The sequence below is a fragment of the Chitinophaga sp. genome (assembly GCF_035538455.1).
Lineage (GTDB): Bacteria > Bacteroidota > Bacteroidia > Chitinophagales > Chitinophagaceae > Chitinophaga.
This window is the reverse complement of sequence record NZ_DATLKJ010000047.1, coordinates 21,878-41,422: the sequence shown is the minus strand read 5'-3', so window position 1 is coordinate 41,422 and position 19,545 is coordinate 21,878. Positions and strand designations below refer to the sequence as shown.

Below are 19,545 nucleotides of genomic sequence, written 5' to 3'. Positions count from 1 at the left end.
TCCACTATTTTGGTGGCAGTGTGGGGAAGTACCATCCTTAAATTCCCGATGCCTGCATCATAGCCGTAATCCTTTAATAGCTTACCATTCACGATTTGACTGAAAGACTTATTCTGAAACAGGCACAAGACGATGGAAATGATTGAGATTAGTTTTTTCCTTCTCATTTAATTAGGTTTTCTATGTTGTGTAGTAACCAGCAGGAATAGTTTATTCTGAGGTTGTTGGAATTACAAATAGGGTGATGATTCCGGTATTCCTGGCTTGCAAAAATAAGATTTTCCTGATCACTCCAAATATTATTTTGTTAAAATGATTTTGGTGACGGCGGTCAGGTAAATCCGCTACAGTCCTATGTCCGTAAGATTTTATATCGACATAAATAACGTGGCTTATGACAGCATATTTTGCTTGAAAATGTATATGATCATCATCACTATTTACTTAACGTCCGTCTTTTGCTCTTCCATGAGCAAACCTCCTGCAGGCGGGGTTTGTACCGTGTGATCGGGAGAAAGCCCGTCATCAACACCTTTGAGTCTTGCGGGTATGCCTTGTGTCATCCATTTTGGGGGGGCATCGCCTTTAAGGTAGTGCCCGAAAAACTGGCTCATGCGTATACTGAAATCTGTTGCCGGTTTCCCAAAGACGCCGTGATTGCCTTCGGTATATTCCAGCAGCCACGCTTTCTTCCCTAACCGGCGCAGCGCTGTAAACAGCTCCAGTGCTTGCGTAAACCGGCATATGCCGTCGTTGGTGGTATGCATCATCAGTACTGGTGTTGTAACTTTATCTACCGTAAAAATGGGCGAGTTGCTGATGTATTTTTCTGGTATCTGCCATGGTGTAGCTTTCATGCGTATCTGGCCCCCATCTTCAAAGACGCTTTGCATACTATAACCATTGTCGATCAGGTCGCCGTAGGCGCTTATCAGGTTAGAGAGACCGGAGGCGGTGCAGGCGGCGGCGAACATGCCGGTATGCGTTACAATATAGTTGGTCTCCAGGCCGCCAAAACTGCAGCCTTGTATGCCCATCCGGGATGCATCCACATAAGGCAACGCAGAAAGGTACCGGGCTGCGGAAACAACGGCATTATAAGCGCTCTTCATGGGATCGCCAGCTGTATAATGAATATCCGGTGCAAAAACCAGGTACCCTTGACTCACATAAGACGGGATATTGATGGTGCAACCATTGGCAAGGCTTTCAGGTGTAATAAAGGCGTTCAGTGCATCTGATTTTCTTTCATAGTAATGTAGTATGACGGGGTATTTTTTTTGTGGATCGAAATTTTCCGGCTTGTAAAGAATGCCTTGTATATCAGTGTTGTCTGGCGATTTCCAGGTATGGAGGGTAGTCGTGTACCAGTTGAAATTTCTTTCGGGATGTATATCGCTGAGCGGGGTGAACTGCCGGAAATCGCTGGTGCTGAAATAATTGAGTGATTCTGTAGCGCTCATCCGGCCAACTATAAATACATCGGCTTTCTTCGCTTTAACGGGGCTGAATCCGTTCACAGGTGTATATGGATTCCAGATGAGCTGGTAAATGTAAGGCCCCATTGTCAGTGCTTCAGGATCGGTAGCCTTGTCGGTTCCAGCGCGGAAGTAGCCATTATCTTTATTAATTGTATTAAAAGCATTCAGCAGCAGTGTGCCTTCAGGAATACTGTTTTCCGTATTATCGTTTAGTCCGAGGAAGAAGATGGTTTTGTGCGTGCGCCCATAGCCGTTAGTGATGCAGAATGGTGCTTTTTCGCCACGGGGATCTATTCTCCAAATGTCATAGCGATCGTAAAGGAGTAATGCTGCATCATTCGTCGTCCAACCAGCAATGCCGCGGGGAGTGATGGTAAGGTCATCACGGTACAGATTCATCCAGTCAGGGGAAGGTACATTGGCTGTAATGTTACGCACGATACCGGTAGCCGTTTCATAACTGAAGAAGTTTTTCTCTTCTGAATTATAGTAAACGACATATTTTTCTCCGGAAGAAATAGCAGCGCCGTCATCACCCTGCTTTTTGTCAATAATAGTGGTGTGTTTGCCATCTTTCAGTGAAACAAGAACATAGGAAAAGCAGCTTGCAGCATTCCAGTTTTTTTCACCATTATCAGCATCAGATTCCCGGCGGCAGATCAACGCGTATGATTGGGGCTGTTGATTCACCAGGTATTCGTTTTCGGTTGCCATTGGTATGACGCGGTTGCCGGAGGGCTTGATGAGAAGCATATTAGTAGCAGGAGTACTGAGTGACTTATATTGTGCTGGCTGCAATTTTTCATCGCTGTAACTCCAAATATTAAGTTGCACAGCGTCTGGTCTGGTTTTAGGGACTGGCAGTATTTTTTTTGCAGATAGCTGGATATACTGACCATCTTTACTGAATCCGCTTAGTTCGTCCAGGGTGAAGCTATTGTCTGTTATGATGCGTACGGCGCTATCTTTTCCCAGCATATAATGCCATAAGGATAATGTCCCTGATGATGTGTCTTCTCCCAAAAATGCAATCTGCCGGCCATTTTCATCATTGACGATTCTGCGCGTATTGCGTCCGCGCCATATGGAAGTGCGTTTACCGTTTTTAAGCTTTAATAGATTAAGTATTTGTATGCTGCTGTCTTTCTTTTCAGCTGTTTGTACCAGTAACATGTTGTCGTTGTCAATGAACTGGTATTCCTCTACTCCTGTGAAATACTCTTCTCTGTTGCTTTTCAGCTGTCGGATTACCAGCTGTTTTTCAGGTATAGAAGTTTGATAAGCCACCCAGTTGGCGGTTGTTTTATAGGAAATCACATGTGGAAAATAGCTAATCATATTTGTACCGGTACGTATAATACCCAGGCTGTCGTTGTTATTCCTGAATATGGCGAAACGGCTGTCTGCTGTAAATGCGGCGTCGGTACAATCACGTATTTCCATTTTCCAGCCACCATCTGTAGAAGTCAGGATAAGTGTGGTGCTGCCGGGCGGGCGGTTCGCTATTGCGTAGGAAAAATACCGGCCGTCGTCACTTAGGGATTTTCTCCAATCAGCAGCGGGCCATTTGTCATATACGGAAGTATCAATGAGCGGCTTCATTTGCTGCTGTGCGAGGCCGCATATACAGGTGAGCGTCAGTAACAGGCATAGTATGGGCTGTTTCATGAAAACAGTTGTTTTAATGATTACCAGAGGTTAGAGGAATTTAAGCAATTTAACTGCAATGAGGTGGCAAAATGCCGGAATGTTCTGCTGTATGCTGGTTGCGGGATTAAACAGTAAATTGGGATTAGTGGGCAGCCTGATCATCTGGCTCTCCAAGTCATTATAACCCGATAGCTTAACCCATGATGATAGAAACACATCGTTGTTTTATTCCTGCTTAACCGTATTCATCTCCTCTGCTCTAAGTTTTACCGTTTCTTTTTTGTATAACCCATGGGGCCGCCGAAAACCATTATAAAAGAGTAGGCAATTTCTCTCCTTTAAAATTTAGTACAATGAAAAAAGCAAAAATTTTATTAACAGCTATGATCCTTTTGGGAATGGCAGGTGGAGCATTAGCATATAAGGCTAATGAAAGAGGACGTTTTTTTAGGATCTTTTTTAAGAAAAATCCAATTAATCTGCATTGTAGTGTCCAAACTCTTTTAAGGATGACAGTTACAGTTACCGGTGGGACTTCGGTGAACGTAAGCGTAGCAGCAACTACCGCTCCTTGTCCATGGATCAAGCTTATCATTGATCTGTGATTCTCTTTGAATCAGTTGTTTAAGTACTAGTTTTCAGGAATTAATGCCTAACACCTAATTCCTGAAAGCTCTTCCGAAATTTATTTAGCTAACTAAATAAATTCTCCTACATTTGTCTCATGAAGCTAAGAAAGGAGCAGGATACCATAGGCTATTTATTAATGCAGATCTGCAAACTGCGCAGGAACCAGAACAACGCGTTACTGTCGGAAAGCGGCCTGCATGCGGGGCAGGAATTCCTGTTGTACCATCTCAGCCAGGAGGACGGGCAAACCATTTCCTGCCTGGTGGGGAAGATGTGCATTCAGCCAGCTACTATTTCCAATATGATCGACCGGATGGAAGCCAGTGGTATGATCACGAAAATGAAGGATAGTGAGGATAAACGTTCATCCCGTGTATACCTTACAAAAAAGGGGAGGGAAGCCCTCGGCGCTGTGGACGATGTCTGGAAGAAACTGGCTACCATTACCACCAAGGGCCTTACGCCCACGGAAGAGGCAACGCTGAGTAAGCTGTTGCAGAAAGTCCTGACGAATCTGTCGTGATTTTTTTTCTTCAAAAACTTAGGTGGCTAAATAATTTTATTTCTATTTTTTTAACTATAAACTTAGCCGACTAAATAATATGAAAAACTTATTATTATTTGCAGGAAGCAACAACTCAAAGTCCATCAATCATTCGCTTATAACTGCTGTGGCAGGGCTCATAAGTGATGGCAGCCATAAAGTGATTAGTCTCCTGGATTATCCATTGCCACTCTACGCCATGGAATTGCAGGTGCAGGGAATACCTGCGGAGGCTACTGCCCTGAAAGAGATCATTGACGCTCATGATGCGCTGGTCATATCAGTGGCAGAGCACAACGGCTCTGTATCTGCCTTTTTTAAAAATACGGTGGACTGGCTTTCGCGTGCCGGGAGCGACTATCGCATATTCAACAACAAGCAGGTGGTGTTGCTCAGCGCTTCGCCAGGCGGTGGCGGCGTAAATGCCATGAACCATGCTGAATCGGTATTGACAAGGCTTGGAGCTACGATCACGCAGAAGATTCCTGTCAACAATTTTTACAAACGCACTTCATTCACGGATCATCATCTTGCTTTCAATGATCCTGCTCTGCGTGATGAGATCCTGGAAGCAGTGACACGCATTGCTAATTAAAAACGGAATACAATGAATTATTCAACAGCAACCGTTGCCGTATTGGGTGCTACCGGAAAAACGGGCAGCCAGGTATTGGCGGTACTATCCGATGCCGGCATTGTGGCCCGTGCACTTACGCGCGATCTTTCAAATGCCCGCCAACTACCATTTACAGAGTGGATACAGGGTGATATGAATGATACTGCCTGTCTGCGAACACTGCTGGAAGGCTGTAATCGCCTGTACCTTAATTCCGGATTATCTTCCACCATGGTGGAAGAACAAAGCCGTATTATCGATGAAGCGAAGCGGTACGGTGTGAAGTATATCCTTCGGTTATCATCTCCTGCCGCGCGGCCGGACGCTACCGACAATCCCGGCAAATGGCACTGGCAGGCAGATGAATATCTCCGCTTATCCGGTCTGCAATGGAACGTATTGCGGCCACAGTCGTTTATGCAGAACTGGCTGGGGGAGCTGGCGGCATCTGTAAAAGGGGAACGCAGCATATATGAAGCGGCGGGCGGCGGTAAGAAAGCGTTTATACATACGCGTGATATAGGTAATGTGGCAGCTGCGTTGTTCAACGATCCCGGGGAATGGGTAAATGCAGCTATCCCGTTGTCGGGGCCTGCGGCCATCAGCTACCATGAAGTGGCGGCTGCTATCAGTGTTGCAATAGAAGAGCCGGTTACTTATGTAGAGCTGTCGCCGGCGGATGCGCGACAACGCGTTATGCAGAAAGAGGAGTGCCGCCCTGGATGGCAGATATATACCTTTCTGCGGCCGCCGCCCAGCGTAGCGGAACAGCTGAAAAACTGCTCAGCAATCATGTAAGTAGTATAACGGGAAAGCTGGCTACAGATGTGTATGCTTTTGCAAAACAATACATCGCCGCATTTAAATAGTTTTTTAAGAAGATGTCCTTATGCAGCAGGAGAGGGCATCTTCTTTCTCCGTTTAATTTTCATTAACGATTTGTTTGAACTCCATTGACACCCTCCAATCGGAATAATGCCTAACTTTTCTCCCGAAAATTCCACGAGTACTGTGAGGTGCCATAGTGAAGACCCGAAACATGCTCCCAATAACTGTTAGCCAACAGATCTCTGTTTATTTTTTAACCATATAAAATAACCGATGGTATGAAAATTTCATTGTTTGCCACAGCGTTGCTACTGCTGGGTGCATTATCCGGATGCGAAAAGAAAATGACTCCCGGCGATAGTTTGCTCTCTGCTGAAAAGCTGAAAGGAGCCAATATCTCCGCCGACCTTGCAGCGCCACCTGCCACCTGGCAGGAACATTGGTTTGAACATCAGCAATTATTGCATCGCGTGTTTTATGATACCAGTGTAGCATTTTATTTTGATAATGATGTCAACAGCAGCGTCAGCTGGCCTTTCTCCTATGCAGCCCAAATCTGGAACTACACCAAAAGAACCTACGGAACATTCGGCAATGAACGCCTCTATGCGATTCTGCATTCCGGCAAATATGGTGGCGGCCATCCTTCTACGTACATGGTTGCCGACCACGATTACCGGAATGTGATTGATATAGGTGTAACTTATCCCAACGCCTGGATGAATGCCACCGATTATGAGATTGATGTGATCTCCCATGAAGTAGGGCACATCGTGGAGGGCGCATCCAAAGGCGTGCATGACTCACCGGCCTTTGGTATCTGGCACGACAGCAAATGGATGGAGATCTATCAGTATGATCTCTATCGTGCATTGGGCCGCACTAATGATGTACAGCGCTGGTATAACAGCAAGATCACGCAGACAGACAATTTCCCGCGTGCTAATACCTACTGGTTCCGCGACTGGTTCTATCCCATCTACACCAACTACGGTGGCGCACCTACGTTGAACAGGTTCTTTGAATTACTGGCGCAACATTTCCCGAAACAACCTTTCAACAATGGCGTAACCACTTATCCGCAATACACCCGGGGCATGAACTTCGGTGAGTTTGTACATTTCTGGAGCGGTGCTGCCGGCGCTGATCTCAGACAGCTGGCGCTGACGGCCTTCGGTGATAAAGATGAACAAAGCAACGACTGGACTGTGCAACTGCAACAGGCTAAAACTGATTTCCCCGGCATTAACTACGGCGCCAGTGATATTACCAACCAGGGTACTGTCACCGTCAGCAAGGAAAATGGTGGCGGCGCGGGTGCAACCAGACCAAGGCATTCACCGTGAGCAACCAGATTGCCTATAAGTATTACAGGCTGTACATTACAGCCACTAACGGCAGTCCTGACTTCCAGCTGAGTGAGTGGAGGTTGCTGAAGTAAAGAATTCCTGAACAGTGAACGTTCTCTGTGGCCATCGTCCTTTCGGGGGCGGTGGCCTTATTGCTATGTTTTTTTCCTATATTTAGGGCGCCTGTACTATGTAATAGTTAAATAGTTGATGATGATAAGAGTAGATTTTTATGGTAAAGGAAAAGAATTGTTGTTTACCTGTTCTTTTACTGATCATGCCGATGCCGAACTGTTGATTGCCGATGTACTGGTGGATGACCAGTATTGTGAGAATGGTCCGTATTCCATGTTGTATACGGACTCTCTGGGACGCGAAATACATACATACTACCTTTGTGAAATACCGCCGGCCACGGCCGCAGCCTTTGCCAGAGCGGTTGCTGCACAGCGCGAACATGATAAGGATGATACGATCAGCGCATAATACTTATCATCTATAACCATCATCTGAATTACAGTTGACAATGAAAAAGAGAGCATTCTTAATTATTTCCTTATTCTCATCCGTGGTCACGTACGCGCAGGTCCCATCTATCAATGGGCCGAGGCTTTATGGTGCGCGGCCGGGAAAGGAGTTTTTTTATATGATCCCGGTAAGTGGAGAACGCCCTGTAACTTACCAGGCTGCGGGCCTTCCTGCCGGAGTAACGCTGAACAAGGTTACCGGTGTGATTTCCGGAACGGTGGCGAAAGCAGGCACCTATAAACTTGTATTGTCTGCCTCCAACAAAAAAGGGCGCACTAAAAAAGAGTTCTCCCTGGTGGTTGGGGATAAACTTGCGCTTACGCCGCCAATGGGATGGAGCAGCTGGTATAGCTTCGGTCGCAATGTATCGCTTGATAAAGTGATCAAATCGGCTGAAATTATCAAGGAGAAAGGCTTACAGCAATATGGCTGGAGTGTGATAGAGATTGATGATCCCTGGACCAATCAGCCCGCAAAGAGTGATACGGTGTGGGCCCGGTTGAAACGGAAAGCCGGAGATGTATATGACTATTACGAAGGACCTGGAAACCTGCCAGGAAGAACAGGACGTGTGAGAGATGAAAATAATGAACTGATCCCCAACCAGTTTTTCACCAACATCCGGAACTTCCCGGCTAAGATGCATGCGATGGGCTTTAAGGCCGGTATCTATAGCTCGCCCGGGCCTCTTACCTGTGGCGGTGTTGCCGGAAGCTATGGATACGAAACAACGGACGCGAAGTTTTTTGCAGATAACGGTTTCGACTATCTGAAATACGATTGGTGCAGCTACGGAGTATTTGCAAAGAATAACTCTAAAGAGGAGCTGATGAGGCCTTACCGCCTGATGTCCGATGCTTTGATGGCACAGAAACGTGATATTATTCACGCGCTTTGTCAGTATGGTATGGGCAATGTATGGGAGTGGGGAAATGAGGCGGGTGGGCAGTTGTGGCGCACGGAAGGAGATATTACCGATAACTGGAAATCTGTTTACAGCGCATTCCGGAAACTGGCGGATAAATCCGCTTATGTAAAACCTGGCAGCTGGAATGATCCGGATATACTGCAGATAGGTGTAGTAGGCGCACAACATGAAGGCGAGGCCCGACGGAATCACCTTACTCAGGAAGACCCACTTCAGTATGTGGTGTCTGCTCAGCGCTCCGTTGTTGCTGGGCGCTAATGTGGAGTTACTGGATGACTTTACATTAAGCCTGATCACCAATGAAGAAGTGATTGCTGTGAATCAGGATGCGCTGGGCCGTGCTGGCAGACTCGTAACAGTATTGCCCGACAGTACGGAGGTGTGGAGCAAGTCATTGGAGGATGGAGGTATAGCTGTTGGGTTGCTTAACCCGCAGGCGGTGGAACAGCATACAACGCTGTTTTTCGACAAACTTAACTTATCCGGCACTTATGTAGTAAGAGATCTCTGGAAGAAAAATAATATTGCTTCCGGTAGAAAAGATATAACTGTCACCATTCCTTCGCATGGTATCATATTACTGAAGCTGATGAAAAGCAAATAATACGTACAGGGACGTATACATTATGCGTCCCTGTGCTATAGTTACTTCGCTGTTGATGTCAGCTTTTCGATTTGTGCTGTAAGGCTGTTTATAGTCTGTGGCTCCTGAGTTGGTATATCTGTTAATTCAATACCAAATTCCTGTTCGAGCCTGGATGCAAGTGACACAGCCAGAATGGAGGTCATTCCCAGCTCTTCAAGCGTAGCATCAGTGGAAATCGCATCAGTTGGTACTTGTAATTGTTGTGCAACGAGGCTTCTTACTTTTTCAATAGTGGACATGGTTTTATTTTTAAGGGTGATACAAATTGAGGTTCACTGAAAGTAAGATTATCTCCCGTATAAAGTTGTTAATCCAAAAAAATTAAGGGTTATTTTTTATCTTCTTCCATCATCTCTTCATAGATCTCGTCAAACTCTTTTCCCTTGTGCTTTTGCCAGAGCGCCGAAAATTTTATCTCGATATTTTTCAGTAGCTGTATGCACAGTTGCTTATCATCTTCGGTAAGATCATGGGTCATCATAGCGGCATTCTTTATGATCCTTGCTTTGGCGGCTTCTACAGTTTTCTCTCCTTTGGCGGTCAGTTCAATCCTTTTGGAGCGTTTGTCTTCTTTATCGTTGTGCTCTTTTATCAGCCCCCTTGTTTTCAGGCGGGTGAGCATGTCTGTACCGCTGGAAACTTCAAACAGGTTAGCGTATATGAGTTCCGTCTTTTTGGGATTTTTCTCCTGCCTGATGGTGAGCAGCAAGCCCAGTTCTTCAAGTTGGTTCAGTCCTGTACCCTTCAGGGATAGATTGGCGTAATTGCTGTTCAGCTTATGTATGCGGCCAATCGTTTTCAACAATACGCCATCGGCTACAGGGGGAATCACGCCGCCTACCATTGGTCCCTTCACTTTCTTTTGTCGCTGGCTGGCCAGGTAATGCCTGCAGAAGTCCTCAATGTTTCCATTCGGATGTTGCTCTTCAAATGCTCCCCACAGTGTTACCAGTTTAACAGTCTGATTCATAATAATTTATTTCGGTTTCGTCATAAAAATATAAAAAAATACTACGGAAGTAATAATATTGTTTCGTAACCGTTATATATTTGTTGTATAAATTACGATAACGTATTAAAATCCTATTCTGTCATGATGATTATTTATCACATCGCGCTCATAACGCATATCGCTGGATTAGCCATGATGGCTGGTATTACGCTGGCTGATTTCATTCTTTTCCGTCAATTCTGGAAACAACTGGCTAAAGCCCGGGAAGGAGGCCTCGCGGTCAGTGAGGCTTTATTTAAGTTGCCTATCGCGTTTGGTATCGGCATATTATTCCTGATCGCGTCGGGCGTTACCATGATGGCTATTACGCACGGAGCTTTCGGAGAACAGCTCTGGTTCCGGATCAAATTTGCGCTGGTCATCCTGATTATTATCAACGGACTGGCCTTCGGACGCAGACAGGGTCTGAAATTGCGCCGGTTCCTTACTTCCGGAGAAACGGGTATCACTATGGAACAAGGGCTGCTGAAGATAAAAGGCAATCTTCAACTGTTCCATCTGTTGCAGCTGGCAATGTTCATTATCATCTTTACTTTGAGCGTATTCAAATTCAACTGATGTGATCAGCTGTTTAAAAAGATTGGCGCAGGAAATATGCTTTATGATCCGTATTCCCCTGGTGATACATCTATGTGTACTCCGGTTGCTGATAAGGCTCTCCAGGAACCTGAAGTATTTTATGTAGAAGGAGGGCGTCTAAAACTTATAAGACGCCCCTTCTGTATTTTACCGGTATAACTGTTTATTGATTTCGTCTGCAATGATAGTATAAATCTTTATGTAATACTATTCCTGTTGCTAACCTGGTTGGAGCGAATTTTTCTTGTGGCGTGAAACATAATGCTGTAGCTATTCTATGAAGGCTAGATATGTTGAGGAGTATAATGCTGGGGTGTTTTTTTCATAGGAAGTAACGGATTCCGCTAGTTAAGCAAAAATAATTTTGCACTAATGGAAAAATAATTACTTTGCGAAAGTGATGTTGTAAATCAGAACTATGCCTAAGTATTGTAGCTGATTTTCTTTTGATGTTAACGATAACCAGCTATTTACAAACTTTTCTGTACATGTAAAAACCTGCGTTAACCTGGCCTTTGTATCAGACTGATTGAATGTGCCCTATGCCGTATCCCGTATAGCCAGTAACCTATATAAAGGTGTTTTAACGTCTTTCCGTGTAGTAAGATTTACTCCCTATATATTTTCCTATTTATGCAACTTCAAATGAATTTAATCCTGAAATCAACCTTGATTATTGTACTTGGATGTATAATGTTTGTCTGCCGGGTATTCTCCCAGAGCAGCAATAAATATTTTGCACCCATAGTACAGCCATCGCCCACGGCAGCCAGCCTGGGCAAATTCGGAGATCTGCCAATAGATCTCTCTACTGGTGCTGCTACAGCCGAAATCCCCTTATATGAGTTTAACCTGAAGAATGGCGTGGATATCGCTATGGGATTGAATTATTCCAGCAATGGAGTGTTGGTAGATGCGACATCCGGTATTCTTGGTACCGATTGGTCTTTTACCGGTGAGTTCTGTATAAGGAGAAGTGTGTTTGACGATCCGGATGAAATTTCAGAGGACTTAACGAAGGGGCTGGAGAAAGGATTTGACGCAAAAGTATTGAGCAGGTTAATCTTTTTTGGTAGTACTCCCCGAATGGATGCCCAGCCTGATTTATTTACACTGGTGGCACCTGGATTTACGGGATACTTTTTCCTGTCTGGCGACACTGCTGTTTTTCTTAACCAGAATACGTCCTATAAAGTGAAGAAGGTAAGTAGCGGTTTCAGGGCGGTTGACGGGAAAGGAAATGTTTACATGTTTGGTGGCGACGCAATAGAAACTTCCAGGAAAATAGATAACTGCCCAAGTGACGGTTATCATCCTGACGCCATTTTCGCACCAACAGCCTGGTTCCTCAAAAGTATAACTACACCCGGACAGGAAACGGTTTCTTACATTTATTCACCAGAGTATTCTTACAACTATTATTCTGCATCTGAAATAACGGATGTTGTTACCCAGCGGACATTATTCCATGACGGCCCTCCTTGTGACTGTCCGGTCCGCGACAAAGTTATCTGTACCAATATGGCAACAACAAACACCTTCCGGTTACAGGAGATACGTACCAGCGATAAAATAAAAATCTCTTTTGGGTATGATAATAAACTCGAAAATTCGTCAGATTATTTAATGAAGGAAATGAGCGTGGAAGGGATCAAGGATAATGGTACAACATTGTTAAGGAAGATCAGAATGCAATATACCAACGGCACGAAGAAATACAGGCCCTATTTGAGCAGGGTAACGATTTTCTCCGGATCGATGCAAGACAGTATGGTATATAGAATGGACTACAACAATATTGACCGGTTACCGGAAAGAGGGGATACCCAGACTGATGCCTGGGGGTATTATAATGCCTCCGGAACGGGTAGCCCTTATCCCGACCCATCTGTTGCTCATTTTGGTACACTGGCGAGGATTACATATCCAACCGGAGGGTATACCAATTTTACCTATGAAGGGAATACGATTGCTTCCTATGTGAATCAGGTATCGTATACTAATGTAGGAAACCTCCATGGATATGGAACGGGCGATCATTCCGCACAGAAATATTCAACTACTAAAACGCTGGACAGATCAGGTTCGACTCAACTCAGAATATCAGGATATTGTGCGTGGAATTTCAGTGGAGCCCCCGATTACCCGATGCACCGTATGGATGTGGAAGTCAGGAATGCGGTTACCGACAAATTAATCCATTCTCAGTCTGTATATCCGGGCGAGACACTATCATATAGTATCATTGATATAGGAGATATATTTTCGGCAGGACCGACCGGAAGCGTAAAAATTAATATGACCTGTTACGGGGAATACCTGTATGGTGAATTCAACGCAGAGCAGGTTACCACTACACAGGTGCTTCAGAATGTATCTCATGGAGGAGTAAGGGTTGCAAAGGAAGAAGATGTAGATGCCGATAGTAAAACGCATGTGAAGAAATACGCGTACAATCGTTTTGGAAGAGATGAATCGTCTGGTAATTATCTTGGATATCTCAACTTTGAAGAAGAGCTATATACTGAAAACCACTGTCCTGATATACATGTCGGAGGGTTCTCCCATTGTTATGCAAAACTGAGACATAACAAGTCGCTGATGCAGCTTTTTGCGTATTCTAGCGCACCTGTTTATTATAGTAATGTAACTGAAACATTTGGCGACAATAGTGAGAATGGGTGTATCAGACACGAATTTGATGTAAGATTACCTATACCAGCAGTAGGTTACCAAACTGCGGCTACGGCTACGGGTCATACATCCACATCATTTTCATTAGCGCCTTTTACTATTGTGCGGGAACAAGCAGCGCTGGAAACAAAAACGGAATACTACAAAATAGTTGATAGTACATTAAAGCTGGTTAAATCGGAAGAGTATGAATACCATCTGTCAGGACCGGTTAGTAAATCCAGAACGGGTTATGCCTACAGAACCATGATCATGGGAGGAGATGATCCTAACTCAGTTTCCTATTTTACTTCTTATGATGTGATATCCTACTCTTTCTATGCAGGATGGGTTGGGCTGAAAACAAAAACTGAAACGCTTTACAATGAAACGGGGGCTCCTGTTATCAATACTACTACCGATTATTATAATGCACGCCCCGTCAACAATAACATTACTTCCTCTGTACTCACAAGTAGCAGAGGAGAGGCTGTTGTAACAAATTACAAATACGCCAGTGATTACACCGGTCTGGTGTATGATTCAATGTATGCGAGGAATATGTTGGATGCTGTTATCGAATCGTCGAAGCAACGTAGCGGACAACAAGTTGAGAAGATCCTTACTGAATATGGGTTCCCGAATGGTATTGCAGGCCTGATTGCATCATCCCGGATTAGTATTCAGAATGGTGGCGGACCACTTGAGCCAAGATATACGTTCAATAAATATGATGTAATGGGTAATGTACTGGAAAGAAATATGGCAGGCAACATCAATGAAGTATACCTGTGGGGATATGGTAACCAGCTACCGGTAGCGAAAGTTATAGGTAGCGACTATAATACAGTTAAGGCACTCGTGAATGATGCAATATTACAGAATCCAGTGGGAGATGCACAATTAAGAAATGAACTGGATCTACTCCGTCAGAAGCTTCCATCCGGTACTTCGGTGAATACCTATACATATAACCCCTGGTCTGGTATAACCAGTGAAACAGATCCTGCCGGAAAGACCACCTTCTATGAGTATGACAGCTTCGGACGACTGAGCGTGATCAAAGATCAGGATGGCAAAATTCTTAAGCACTACGAATACCAGTATCAGGTACCTGTCACCAAATAAAATATCTCTGTACTACTGAAATAAATTATTCTATGTTACATAAATATCCCATTAGCAGATGTTTACTTGGATGGATGATACTATTGATCTGTAATGTATCATACGCCCAGAATATACCAACAGGAGGGCTGCCACCACAGGCAACTCCTGTTACAACTCCCGGGCAGTACGTCAATCCGGTTACCAACTATATAAGAACCAGAGAACCAGCTATACCTGTAGGTGATGCTGCTACGGTGACCAATACGGCAGATGTTCGTTCCGTAAGGCAAAGCACGGAGTATTTTGATGCCTTTGGAAGCCTTCAACAAAAGGTAGTAAAAGGGTTTTCTCCCCAGGGGAATGACCTCGTAACACCTTATATCTATGATGCTTTCAGGCGGGAGCAGTATAATTATCTGCCGTACGCGGCGCCTACCGGCGACGGTAAATTGAAACTTAATCCCTTTCAGGATCAGGCTCAGTTCATCAAAAGCCTGTATCCTTTGGAGAAAATATACTATAAGGAAACGCAGTTCGAGCCTACACCACTTAACAGAATTACGAAGTCTATGTCTGCAGGAAACAGCTGGGCGGGTAGTGCAAGAGGAGTATCACAGAGGTTTCTTTCCAATACGGCTGCAGACGATGTAAGGGCATGGGATATATCTGCTGCAAATCTGCCTGTCAGTACGAAAGGATATGAAGTCGGACAGCTTTACAAGACTGTTACTACTGACGAAAACGGTTTCAGGAAAATTGAGTTTACTGATAAGGAAGAAAGGAAAATATTGACAAAGGAAGAAACGGTGGTAGGTACTGCTGACGGAAATACCAACTGGCTTTGTACATATTATGTGTATGACAATATTGGCAACCTGAGATTTATTATCCCCCCCAAAGCCGTGAAGCTATCAGCTGGTAGCTGGAGCCCGCCTCAGGATATGGTTAATGAGTTATGTTTTTATTATGCTTATGATACCAGGAACCGGATGGTGGAGAAGAAATTCCCCAGCGCTGCAATACAGGAGCAGGTGTTTGATCTGCGTGACAGACTCGTATTCAGCCGGGATGGAAAACAGAAAGCAGATGGGCAATGGCTGGCATATTTTTATGATGAACTCAACAGACCCATACTTACGGCTATTTATAAATCCGGTAGTGACCGCACAGTTTTGCAAAACCAGGTTAATAGCATTAACAACGGTAATGGTACTATTACTTCCACATTCCCTGGTATTGCGGATCTGGAGGTGGCTGTGCATGACGGCAGAAGTAAATACCAGGCGACAAACAGCATCTCTTTTAATATTGGATTCGAGTCGGGAGACAATGCCGTTTTTGAGACGGAGTTAGGCCCCACGGCCGGGCAGAGCCAGCAGACAATTACCGTTTCAAATGCCGTGGCTATTCCCGCGAGTGATTTAACGCCACTTATTTATACTTTCTATGATAATTATGGATACGCGGATGCACATACCTTCATACCCGGGGATTTTGCAAAACTTAAAGCAGGAAACAATATAGGGGCCGAATTTGTATCGGCTGCCAGCAACAGAACAAAAGGCCTGATAACAGGGAAGAAAGTAAGGATATTAGGTACTGACCAGTGGCTTACTACCTCTTATTTTTACGGTGATAAGCAGCGCATAATACAGACTATATCTGATAATGCAACCGGAGGAAAAAACGTACTCAGCAAAGGGTATGATTTCAGGGAGAATGTGTTAAGCAGCTATTTAAAACACACCAATCCAAGAAGCGCTCTTACCCCGCAGACAACCGTTATGACAATGTTTGCCTATGATAATGCAGACAGGGTTACTGCTATTAGCAAACAGCTGAATGATGATGGCGTAAATAAAGTGATCGTTCAGCGTAAATATGATGAATTGGGCCGGTTGGATGTTAAGACACTGGGTAATAATATTGAAAGTCTGGATTATGACTATAATATCCAGGGATGGTTAAGTGACATAAATAAGCAATATGCGCAAAATGGCGGGCAGAATTATTTTGGCACCTCCCTGTATTACGATTATGGTTATACCACCCGTCAGTATAATGGTAACATAGCCGGCATGACATGGCGTAGCAAAAACGATAATGAATACCGTTCTTTTGGTTTTAGTTATGACGGCGCCAATCGTTTGCTTAAAGCAGACTTTACACAAAACAACGGTCAGTGGAATAACAGCGCTGGTGTCAATTTCAGTATGATGCTTGGCGATGGAGCCACTCCGGATCTGGCCTATGATGCAAATGGTAATATCCTCAGCCTCACGAGAAACGGGTTGAAAGGAACCAGCAGCCCTGTTATCGATCAATTGAAGTATACCTATGTGTCCGGTAACTCGGGCAACAGACTGCAGGGAGTGATTGATGTTGCAAATGATCCCAGTTCTGTGCTCGGTGATTTTAAGGAAGTCAACGGAACCGGAGATAATGACTACAGCTATGATGCAAATGGGAATATTACCCGTGATAATAACCGGAATATCCCGGAAGGCGGTATTAGTTATAACTATCTGAATTTGCCCGAAAAGGTCACGGTTACCAATAAAGGAACCGTACAATATCTCTATGATGCAACGGGGACCAAACTCAGGAAAATTGTAACAGATAAGACTGTAACTCCTGCCAGGACTATTATTGCCGATTATATTGGAGATTTTTTGTATGAACAAGACACACTGCGGTTTTTCCAGCATGATGAGGGTAGGATCAGACTGGTTTATAAATCAGGGCAACCGCCTGCCTACACGTATGATTATTTCCTGAAGGACCATCAGAATAATACCAGGGTGGTGTTAACAGAACAGAGCGATCTCAGTGTATATACGGCAACGATGGAACAAAATGTTGCCGCCAGGGAAACAGCATTGTTCAGTAATGTTGATAAGACACGTAGCCCGGCGCCTGTAGGATACCCTGGTGCTCAGGGGATTTCCGGTAACCAATTTGTAGCAAAGTTGTCAGCCAGACAAGAAGGGAATAAAATCGGACCGTCATTGGTGTTGCGTGTGCTCACTGGTGATACTATACAGGTTGGCGCCCAGGCCTTTTATAAATCTCAACAGCCGGATAAGTCGGACAGAAATGCTATCCCGGCAGAGATGTTGACCTCGCTGGCACAAACATTTACCAACCCGGTACGCACAGGGGCTGATCATGGCGCTTTATCCGGGCCGGGTACCAATGGACCTTTTGCCAGTAACTTTACGTCCGCTGATTATCAGCGTTTGAAAGAAAAGGATCCGGACCAGAATTATATTGATAAACCCAAAGCTTTTTTGAATTTTGTTCTCTTTGATGAACAGTTTAAATTAGTAGACGGCAATAGTGGTGTCAAACAAGTGAAGGGAGAGCCTGACCAGTTACAGATGCTGGGTACCGATAAAATGGTGATGAAGAAAAGTGGGTTCCTGTATGTCTATACAAGTAACGAAAGCCAGCAGGATGTGTTCTTTGATAACGTAACAGTAACGCAAGCAACAGGGCCTATTCTGGAAACAACGCATTATTATCCATTTGGCTTGCCGATGGCAGGGATATCTTCCAACGCGCTGAAGGGGACAAGCTATCCTGAGAACCGCAGAAAGTATAATGGTAATGAGTTGCAGACAAAAGAATTCAGTGATGGTACCGGCCTCGATTGGTATGATTTTAACGCAAGATCATATGATGCGCAGACAAGCCGGTTTATGCAGGTTGATCCGATGATTGACGAAGACCAGGAGCATCTGACGCCATACCACTTTGCTTATAATAATCCAGTGAGGTTTGCTGACCCTGATGGGAAATTGGCATTTCTTATACCAGTTGCTATAGCTCTCGTTGAAGCTGGAGAAGCAGCTTATACCGGATATCGTATTTATCAGACTGCACATACTGCAGTGACCATTCTTAGCATGCTCCAGGCCGAGCATGTGGCGGTAAGAACAGCAAGGGAACTGAGTACTCCGGCATCTGATAATACAAGAGTTAACAGAAATGCCCCCCCGCCATCGGGAGCGGTCAGACTGGTCAACAAAAAGAAAGGTGGTGGAATACAGGAATTGCTCGATGGAATTGCGGCAGATAAAGCCAAACAGGAAGCTAAAGAAAAGAAGGATGCGCATCAACAGGCAGAGAAAAACAGGGCTCAGGGCAGAACGGGTAATTCCAATCAAAATGTCAGAGGTGAGCATAATTCTGGTGGCAAGAGCAAGAGTAAAAGAAATAATCATGAAGATGCCAATGCCAGAAGAGCCAGAGAACAAGCAGCTGCTGACGCAAAGAATAATAAGAATGGAGGGAACAACAACAATAATAACAATAATAATGGAGGTAACGGAAGTAACAATGGTAAAAAGCCCTCCGGATCAGGCAGCGCACCTTCAAAACCTGATCAGCCCAAGCCATCGGGCGCCGGAGGTTTACCAAACATAACGAATGGGTAAAAAATAGATCTGAAATGAACATGAAGAGCAGAAAGCAGTTGTTTGCCGATTTAAGAAAAAAGCCGGAAGATCCGGATTTACTATCTGAAATAGCATCCAGCTATTATAAGGAGGCGAATTATAAAAAGGCGTATGTATACGACAGGCGTGCATGGTTATGCAACAGGAATAATACTATACATATCACTAACCTGGCTGCAGACCTGGAAATGCTTGGGTGGCTTGAAGATGCCATTAAACTTTCGAAATGGGTGCTCACATGGAGTATAGAGAGGATATGCAGACATACAAATGTTTCCACTTCCCGTGCGATGACCATTAAGAACGATTGCCGCTTCAGGGTTAGTTACTGCTATTATAAACTGGAACAACATAGTCTGGCAAGAAGGTATCTGAACCTTTATTTCAAAATCAAGAAAAGAGATAAGCTGCCTTCTGACCTGACACATGACCACCAAAAAGAGTTCTGGCGAAGCCTCAACCTGGATGGGAAGATGAAAATATGGGAGACAGAGTGAAGGTCATGAAAAAG

General features: G+C 44.5%; 15 protein-coding genes. 12 read left to right on the top strand and 3 right to left on the bottom strand.

The window, feature by feature from the left end; genetic code table 11:
- Window positions 1-440 precede the first annotated feature (440 nt).
- A complete protein-coding gene (locus tag VM802_RS06035) occupies window positions 441-3,149 on the bottom strand; it encodes an alpha/beta hydrolase family protein (RefSeq protein ID WP_325528931.1) in 2,709 nt (902 codons plus the stop codon).
- Window positions 3,150-3,484: 335 nt separating this feature from the next.
- Here VM802_RS06035 and VM802_RS06030 point away from each other — a divergent pair, with 335 nt between their 5' ends.
- From VM802_RS06030 to VM802_RS05995, 8 genes are all read left to right on the top strand, one after another.
- On the top strand, window positions 3,485-3,736 hold the full coding sequence (locus tag VM802_RS06030; protein ID WP_325528930.1) for a hypothetical protein: 252 nt from the start codon (window positions 3,485-3,487) through the stop codon (window positions 3,734-3,736).
- Window positions 3,737-3,855: 119 nt separating this feature from the next.
- Window positions 3,856-4,284, top strand: coding sequence for a MarR family winged helix-turn-helix transcriptional regulator (locus tag VM802_RS06025; protein ID WP_325528929.1), 429 nt, complete (start codon window positions 3,856-3,858; stop codon window positions 4,282-4,284).
- A gap of 79 nt (window positions 4,285-4,363) precedes the next feature.
- A complete protein-coding gene (locus VM802_RS06020) occupies window positions 4,364-4,900 on the top strand; it encodes an NADPH-dependent FMN reductase (protein ID WP_325528928.1) in 537 nt (178 codons plus the stop codon).
- A 12-nt stretch (window positions 4,901-4,912) separates the two neighbouring features.
- Complete coding sequence (locus tag VM802_RS06015; RefSeq protein WP_325528927.1) at window positions 4,913-5,719, top strand: NmrA family NAD(P)-binding protein; 807 nt, start codon at window positions 4,913-4,915, stop codon at window positions 5,717-5,719.
- Between the two features lie 308 nt (window positions 5,720-6,027).
- A complete protein-coding gene (locus VM802_RS06010; RefSeq protein WP_325528926.1) occupies window positions 6,028-7,095 on the top strand; it encodes a hypothetical protein in 1,068 nt (355 codons plus the stop codon).
- A 213-nt stretch (window positions 7,096-7,308) separates the two neighbouring features.
- Window positions 7,309-7,584 carry a hypothetical protein gene (locus tag VM802_RS06005; RefSeq protein WP_325528925.1) on the top strand — a complete coding sequence of 92 codons (276 nt, stop codon included), beginning with the start codon at window positions 7,309-7,311 and terminating at the stop codon, window positions 7,582-7,584.
- Between the two features lie 40 nt (window positions 7,585-7,624).
- Window positions 7,625-8,812 carry a putative Ig domain-containing protein gene (locus VM802_RS06000; protein WP_325528924.1) on the top strand — a complete coding sequence of 396 codons (1,188 nt, stop codon included), beginning with the start codon at window positions 7,625-7,627 and terminating at the stop codon, window positions 8,810-8,812.
- Window positions 8,772-9,158 (top strand): alpha-amylase family protein, encoded by a 387-nt coding sequence (locus tag VM802_RS05995; RefSeq protein WP_325528923.1) that lies wholly within the window; start codon window positions 8,772-8,774, stop codon window positions 9,156-9,158. The genes VM802_RS06000 and VM802_RS05995 overlap by 41 nt, the downstream gene beginning before the upstream one ends.
- A 41-nt stretch (window positions 9,159-9,199) precedes the next feature.
- Here VM802_RS05995 and VM802_RS05990 read toward each other — a convergent pair whose 3' ends face one another.
- Window positions 9,200-9,439: an acyl carrier protein gene (locus VM802_RS05990; RefSeq protein WP_325528922.1), complete on the bottom strand. Its 240-nt coding sequence runs from the start codon at window positions 9,437-9,439 to the stop codon at window positions 9,200-9,202.
- 89 nt (window positions 9,440-9,528) lie between these two features.
- On the bottom strand, window positions 9,529-10,170 hold the full coding sequence (locus VM802_RS05985) for a MarR family winged helix-turn-helix transcriptional regulator (RefSeq protein ID WP_325528921.1): 642 nt from the start codon (window positions 10,168-10,170) through the stop codon (window positions 9,529-9,531).
- 123 nt (window positions 10,171-10,293) lie between these two features.
- Between VM802_RS05985 and VM802_RS05980 the strand changes: the two genes are divergently transcribed.
- The 4 genes from VM802_RS05980 to VM802_RS05965 all read left to right on the top strand — a co-directional run bounded on the left by VM802_RS05980 (window position 10,294) and on the right by VM802_RS05965 (window position 19,531).
- Entirely contained in the window at window positions 10,294-10,770 is a 477-nt protein-coding gene (locus VM802_RS05980; RefSeq protein ID WP_325528920.1) for a hypothetical protein, read from the top strand.
- Between the two features lie 690 nt (window positions 10,771-11,460).
- Window positions 11,461-14,592 carry an RHS repeat domain-containing protein gene (locus VM802_RS05975; protein WP_325528919.1) on the top strand — a complete coding sequence of 1,044 codons (3,132 nt, stop codon included), beginning with the start codon at window positions 11,461-11,463 and terminating at the stop codon, window positions 14,590-14,592.
- 74 nt (window positions 14,593-14,666) lie between these two features.
- Window positions 14,667-19,013 (top strand): DUF6443 domain-containing protein, encoded by a 4,347-nt coding sequence (locus VM802_RS05970; RefSeq protein WP_325528918.1) that lies wholly within the window; start codon window positions 14,667-14,669, stop codon window positions 19,011-19,013.
- 20 nt (window positions 19,014-19,033) lie between these two features.
- Window positions 19,034-19,531, top strand: coding sequence for a tetratricopeptide repeat protein (locus VM802_RS05965; RefSeq protein WP_325528917.1), 498 nt, complete (start codon window positions 19,034-19,036; stop codon window positions 19,529-19,531).
- Window positions 19,532-19,545: the final 14 nt, after the last annotated feature.

Bases quoted from the DNA above. Each gene is read 5' to 3' on its own strand.
- VM802_RS06015 (WP_325528927.1), top strand. From the start codon at position 4,913: ATGAATTATTCAACAGCAACCGTTGCCGTATTGGGTGCTACCGGAAAA.
- VM802_RS05980 (WP_325528920.1), top strand. From the start codon at position 10,294: ATGATGATTATTTATCACATCGCGCTCATAACGCATATCGCTGGATTA.
- VM802_RS05990 (WP_325528922.1), bottom strand. From the start codon at position 9,439: ATGTCCACTATTGAAAAAGTAAGAAGCCTCGTTGCACAACAATTACAA.
- VM802_RS06000 (WP_325528924.1), top strand. From the start codon at position 7,625: ATGAAAAAGAGAGCATTCTTAATTATTTCCTTATTCTCATCCGTGGTC.
- VM802_RS06035 (WP_325528931.1), bottom strand. From the start codon at position 3,149: ATGAAACAGCCCATACTATGCCTGTTACTGACGCTCACCTGTATATGC.
- VM802_RS06025 (WP_325528929.1), top strand. From the start codon at position 3,856: ATGAAGCTAAGAAAGGAGCAGGATACCATAGGCTATTTATTAATGCAG.
- VM802_RS06010 (WP_325528926.1), top strand. From the start codon at position 6,028: ATGAAAATTTCATTGTTTGCCACAGCGTTGCTACTGCTGGGTGCATTA.
- VM802_RS05985 (WP_325528921.1), bottom strand. From the start codon at position 10,170: ATGAATCAGACTGTTAAACTGGTAACACTGTGGGGAGCATTTGAAGAG.
- VM802_RS05970 (WP_325528918.1), top strand. From the start codon at position 14,667: ATGATACTATTGATCTGTAATGTATCATACGCCCAGAATATACCAACA.
- VM802_RS05995 (WP_325528923.1), top strand. From the start codon at position 8,772: ATGTGGTGTCTGCTCAGCGCTCCGTTGTTGCTGGGCGCTAATGTGGAG.
- VM802_RS06005 (WP_325528925.1), top strand. From the start codon at position 7,309: ATGATGATAAGAGTAGATTTTTATGGTAAAGGAAAAGAATTGTTGTTT.
- VM802_RS06030 (WP_325528930.1), top strand. From the start codon at position 3,485: ATGAAAAAAGCAAAAATTTTATTAACAGCTATGATCCTTTTGGGAATG.
- VM802_RS05965 (WP_325528917.1), top strand. From the start codon at position 19,034: ATGAAGAGCAGAAAGCAGTTGTTTGCCGATTTAAGAAAAAAGCCGGAA.
- VM802_RS06020 (WP_325528928.1), top strand. From the start codon at position 4,364: ATGAAAAACTTATTATTATTTGCAGGAAGCAACAACTCAAAGTCCATC.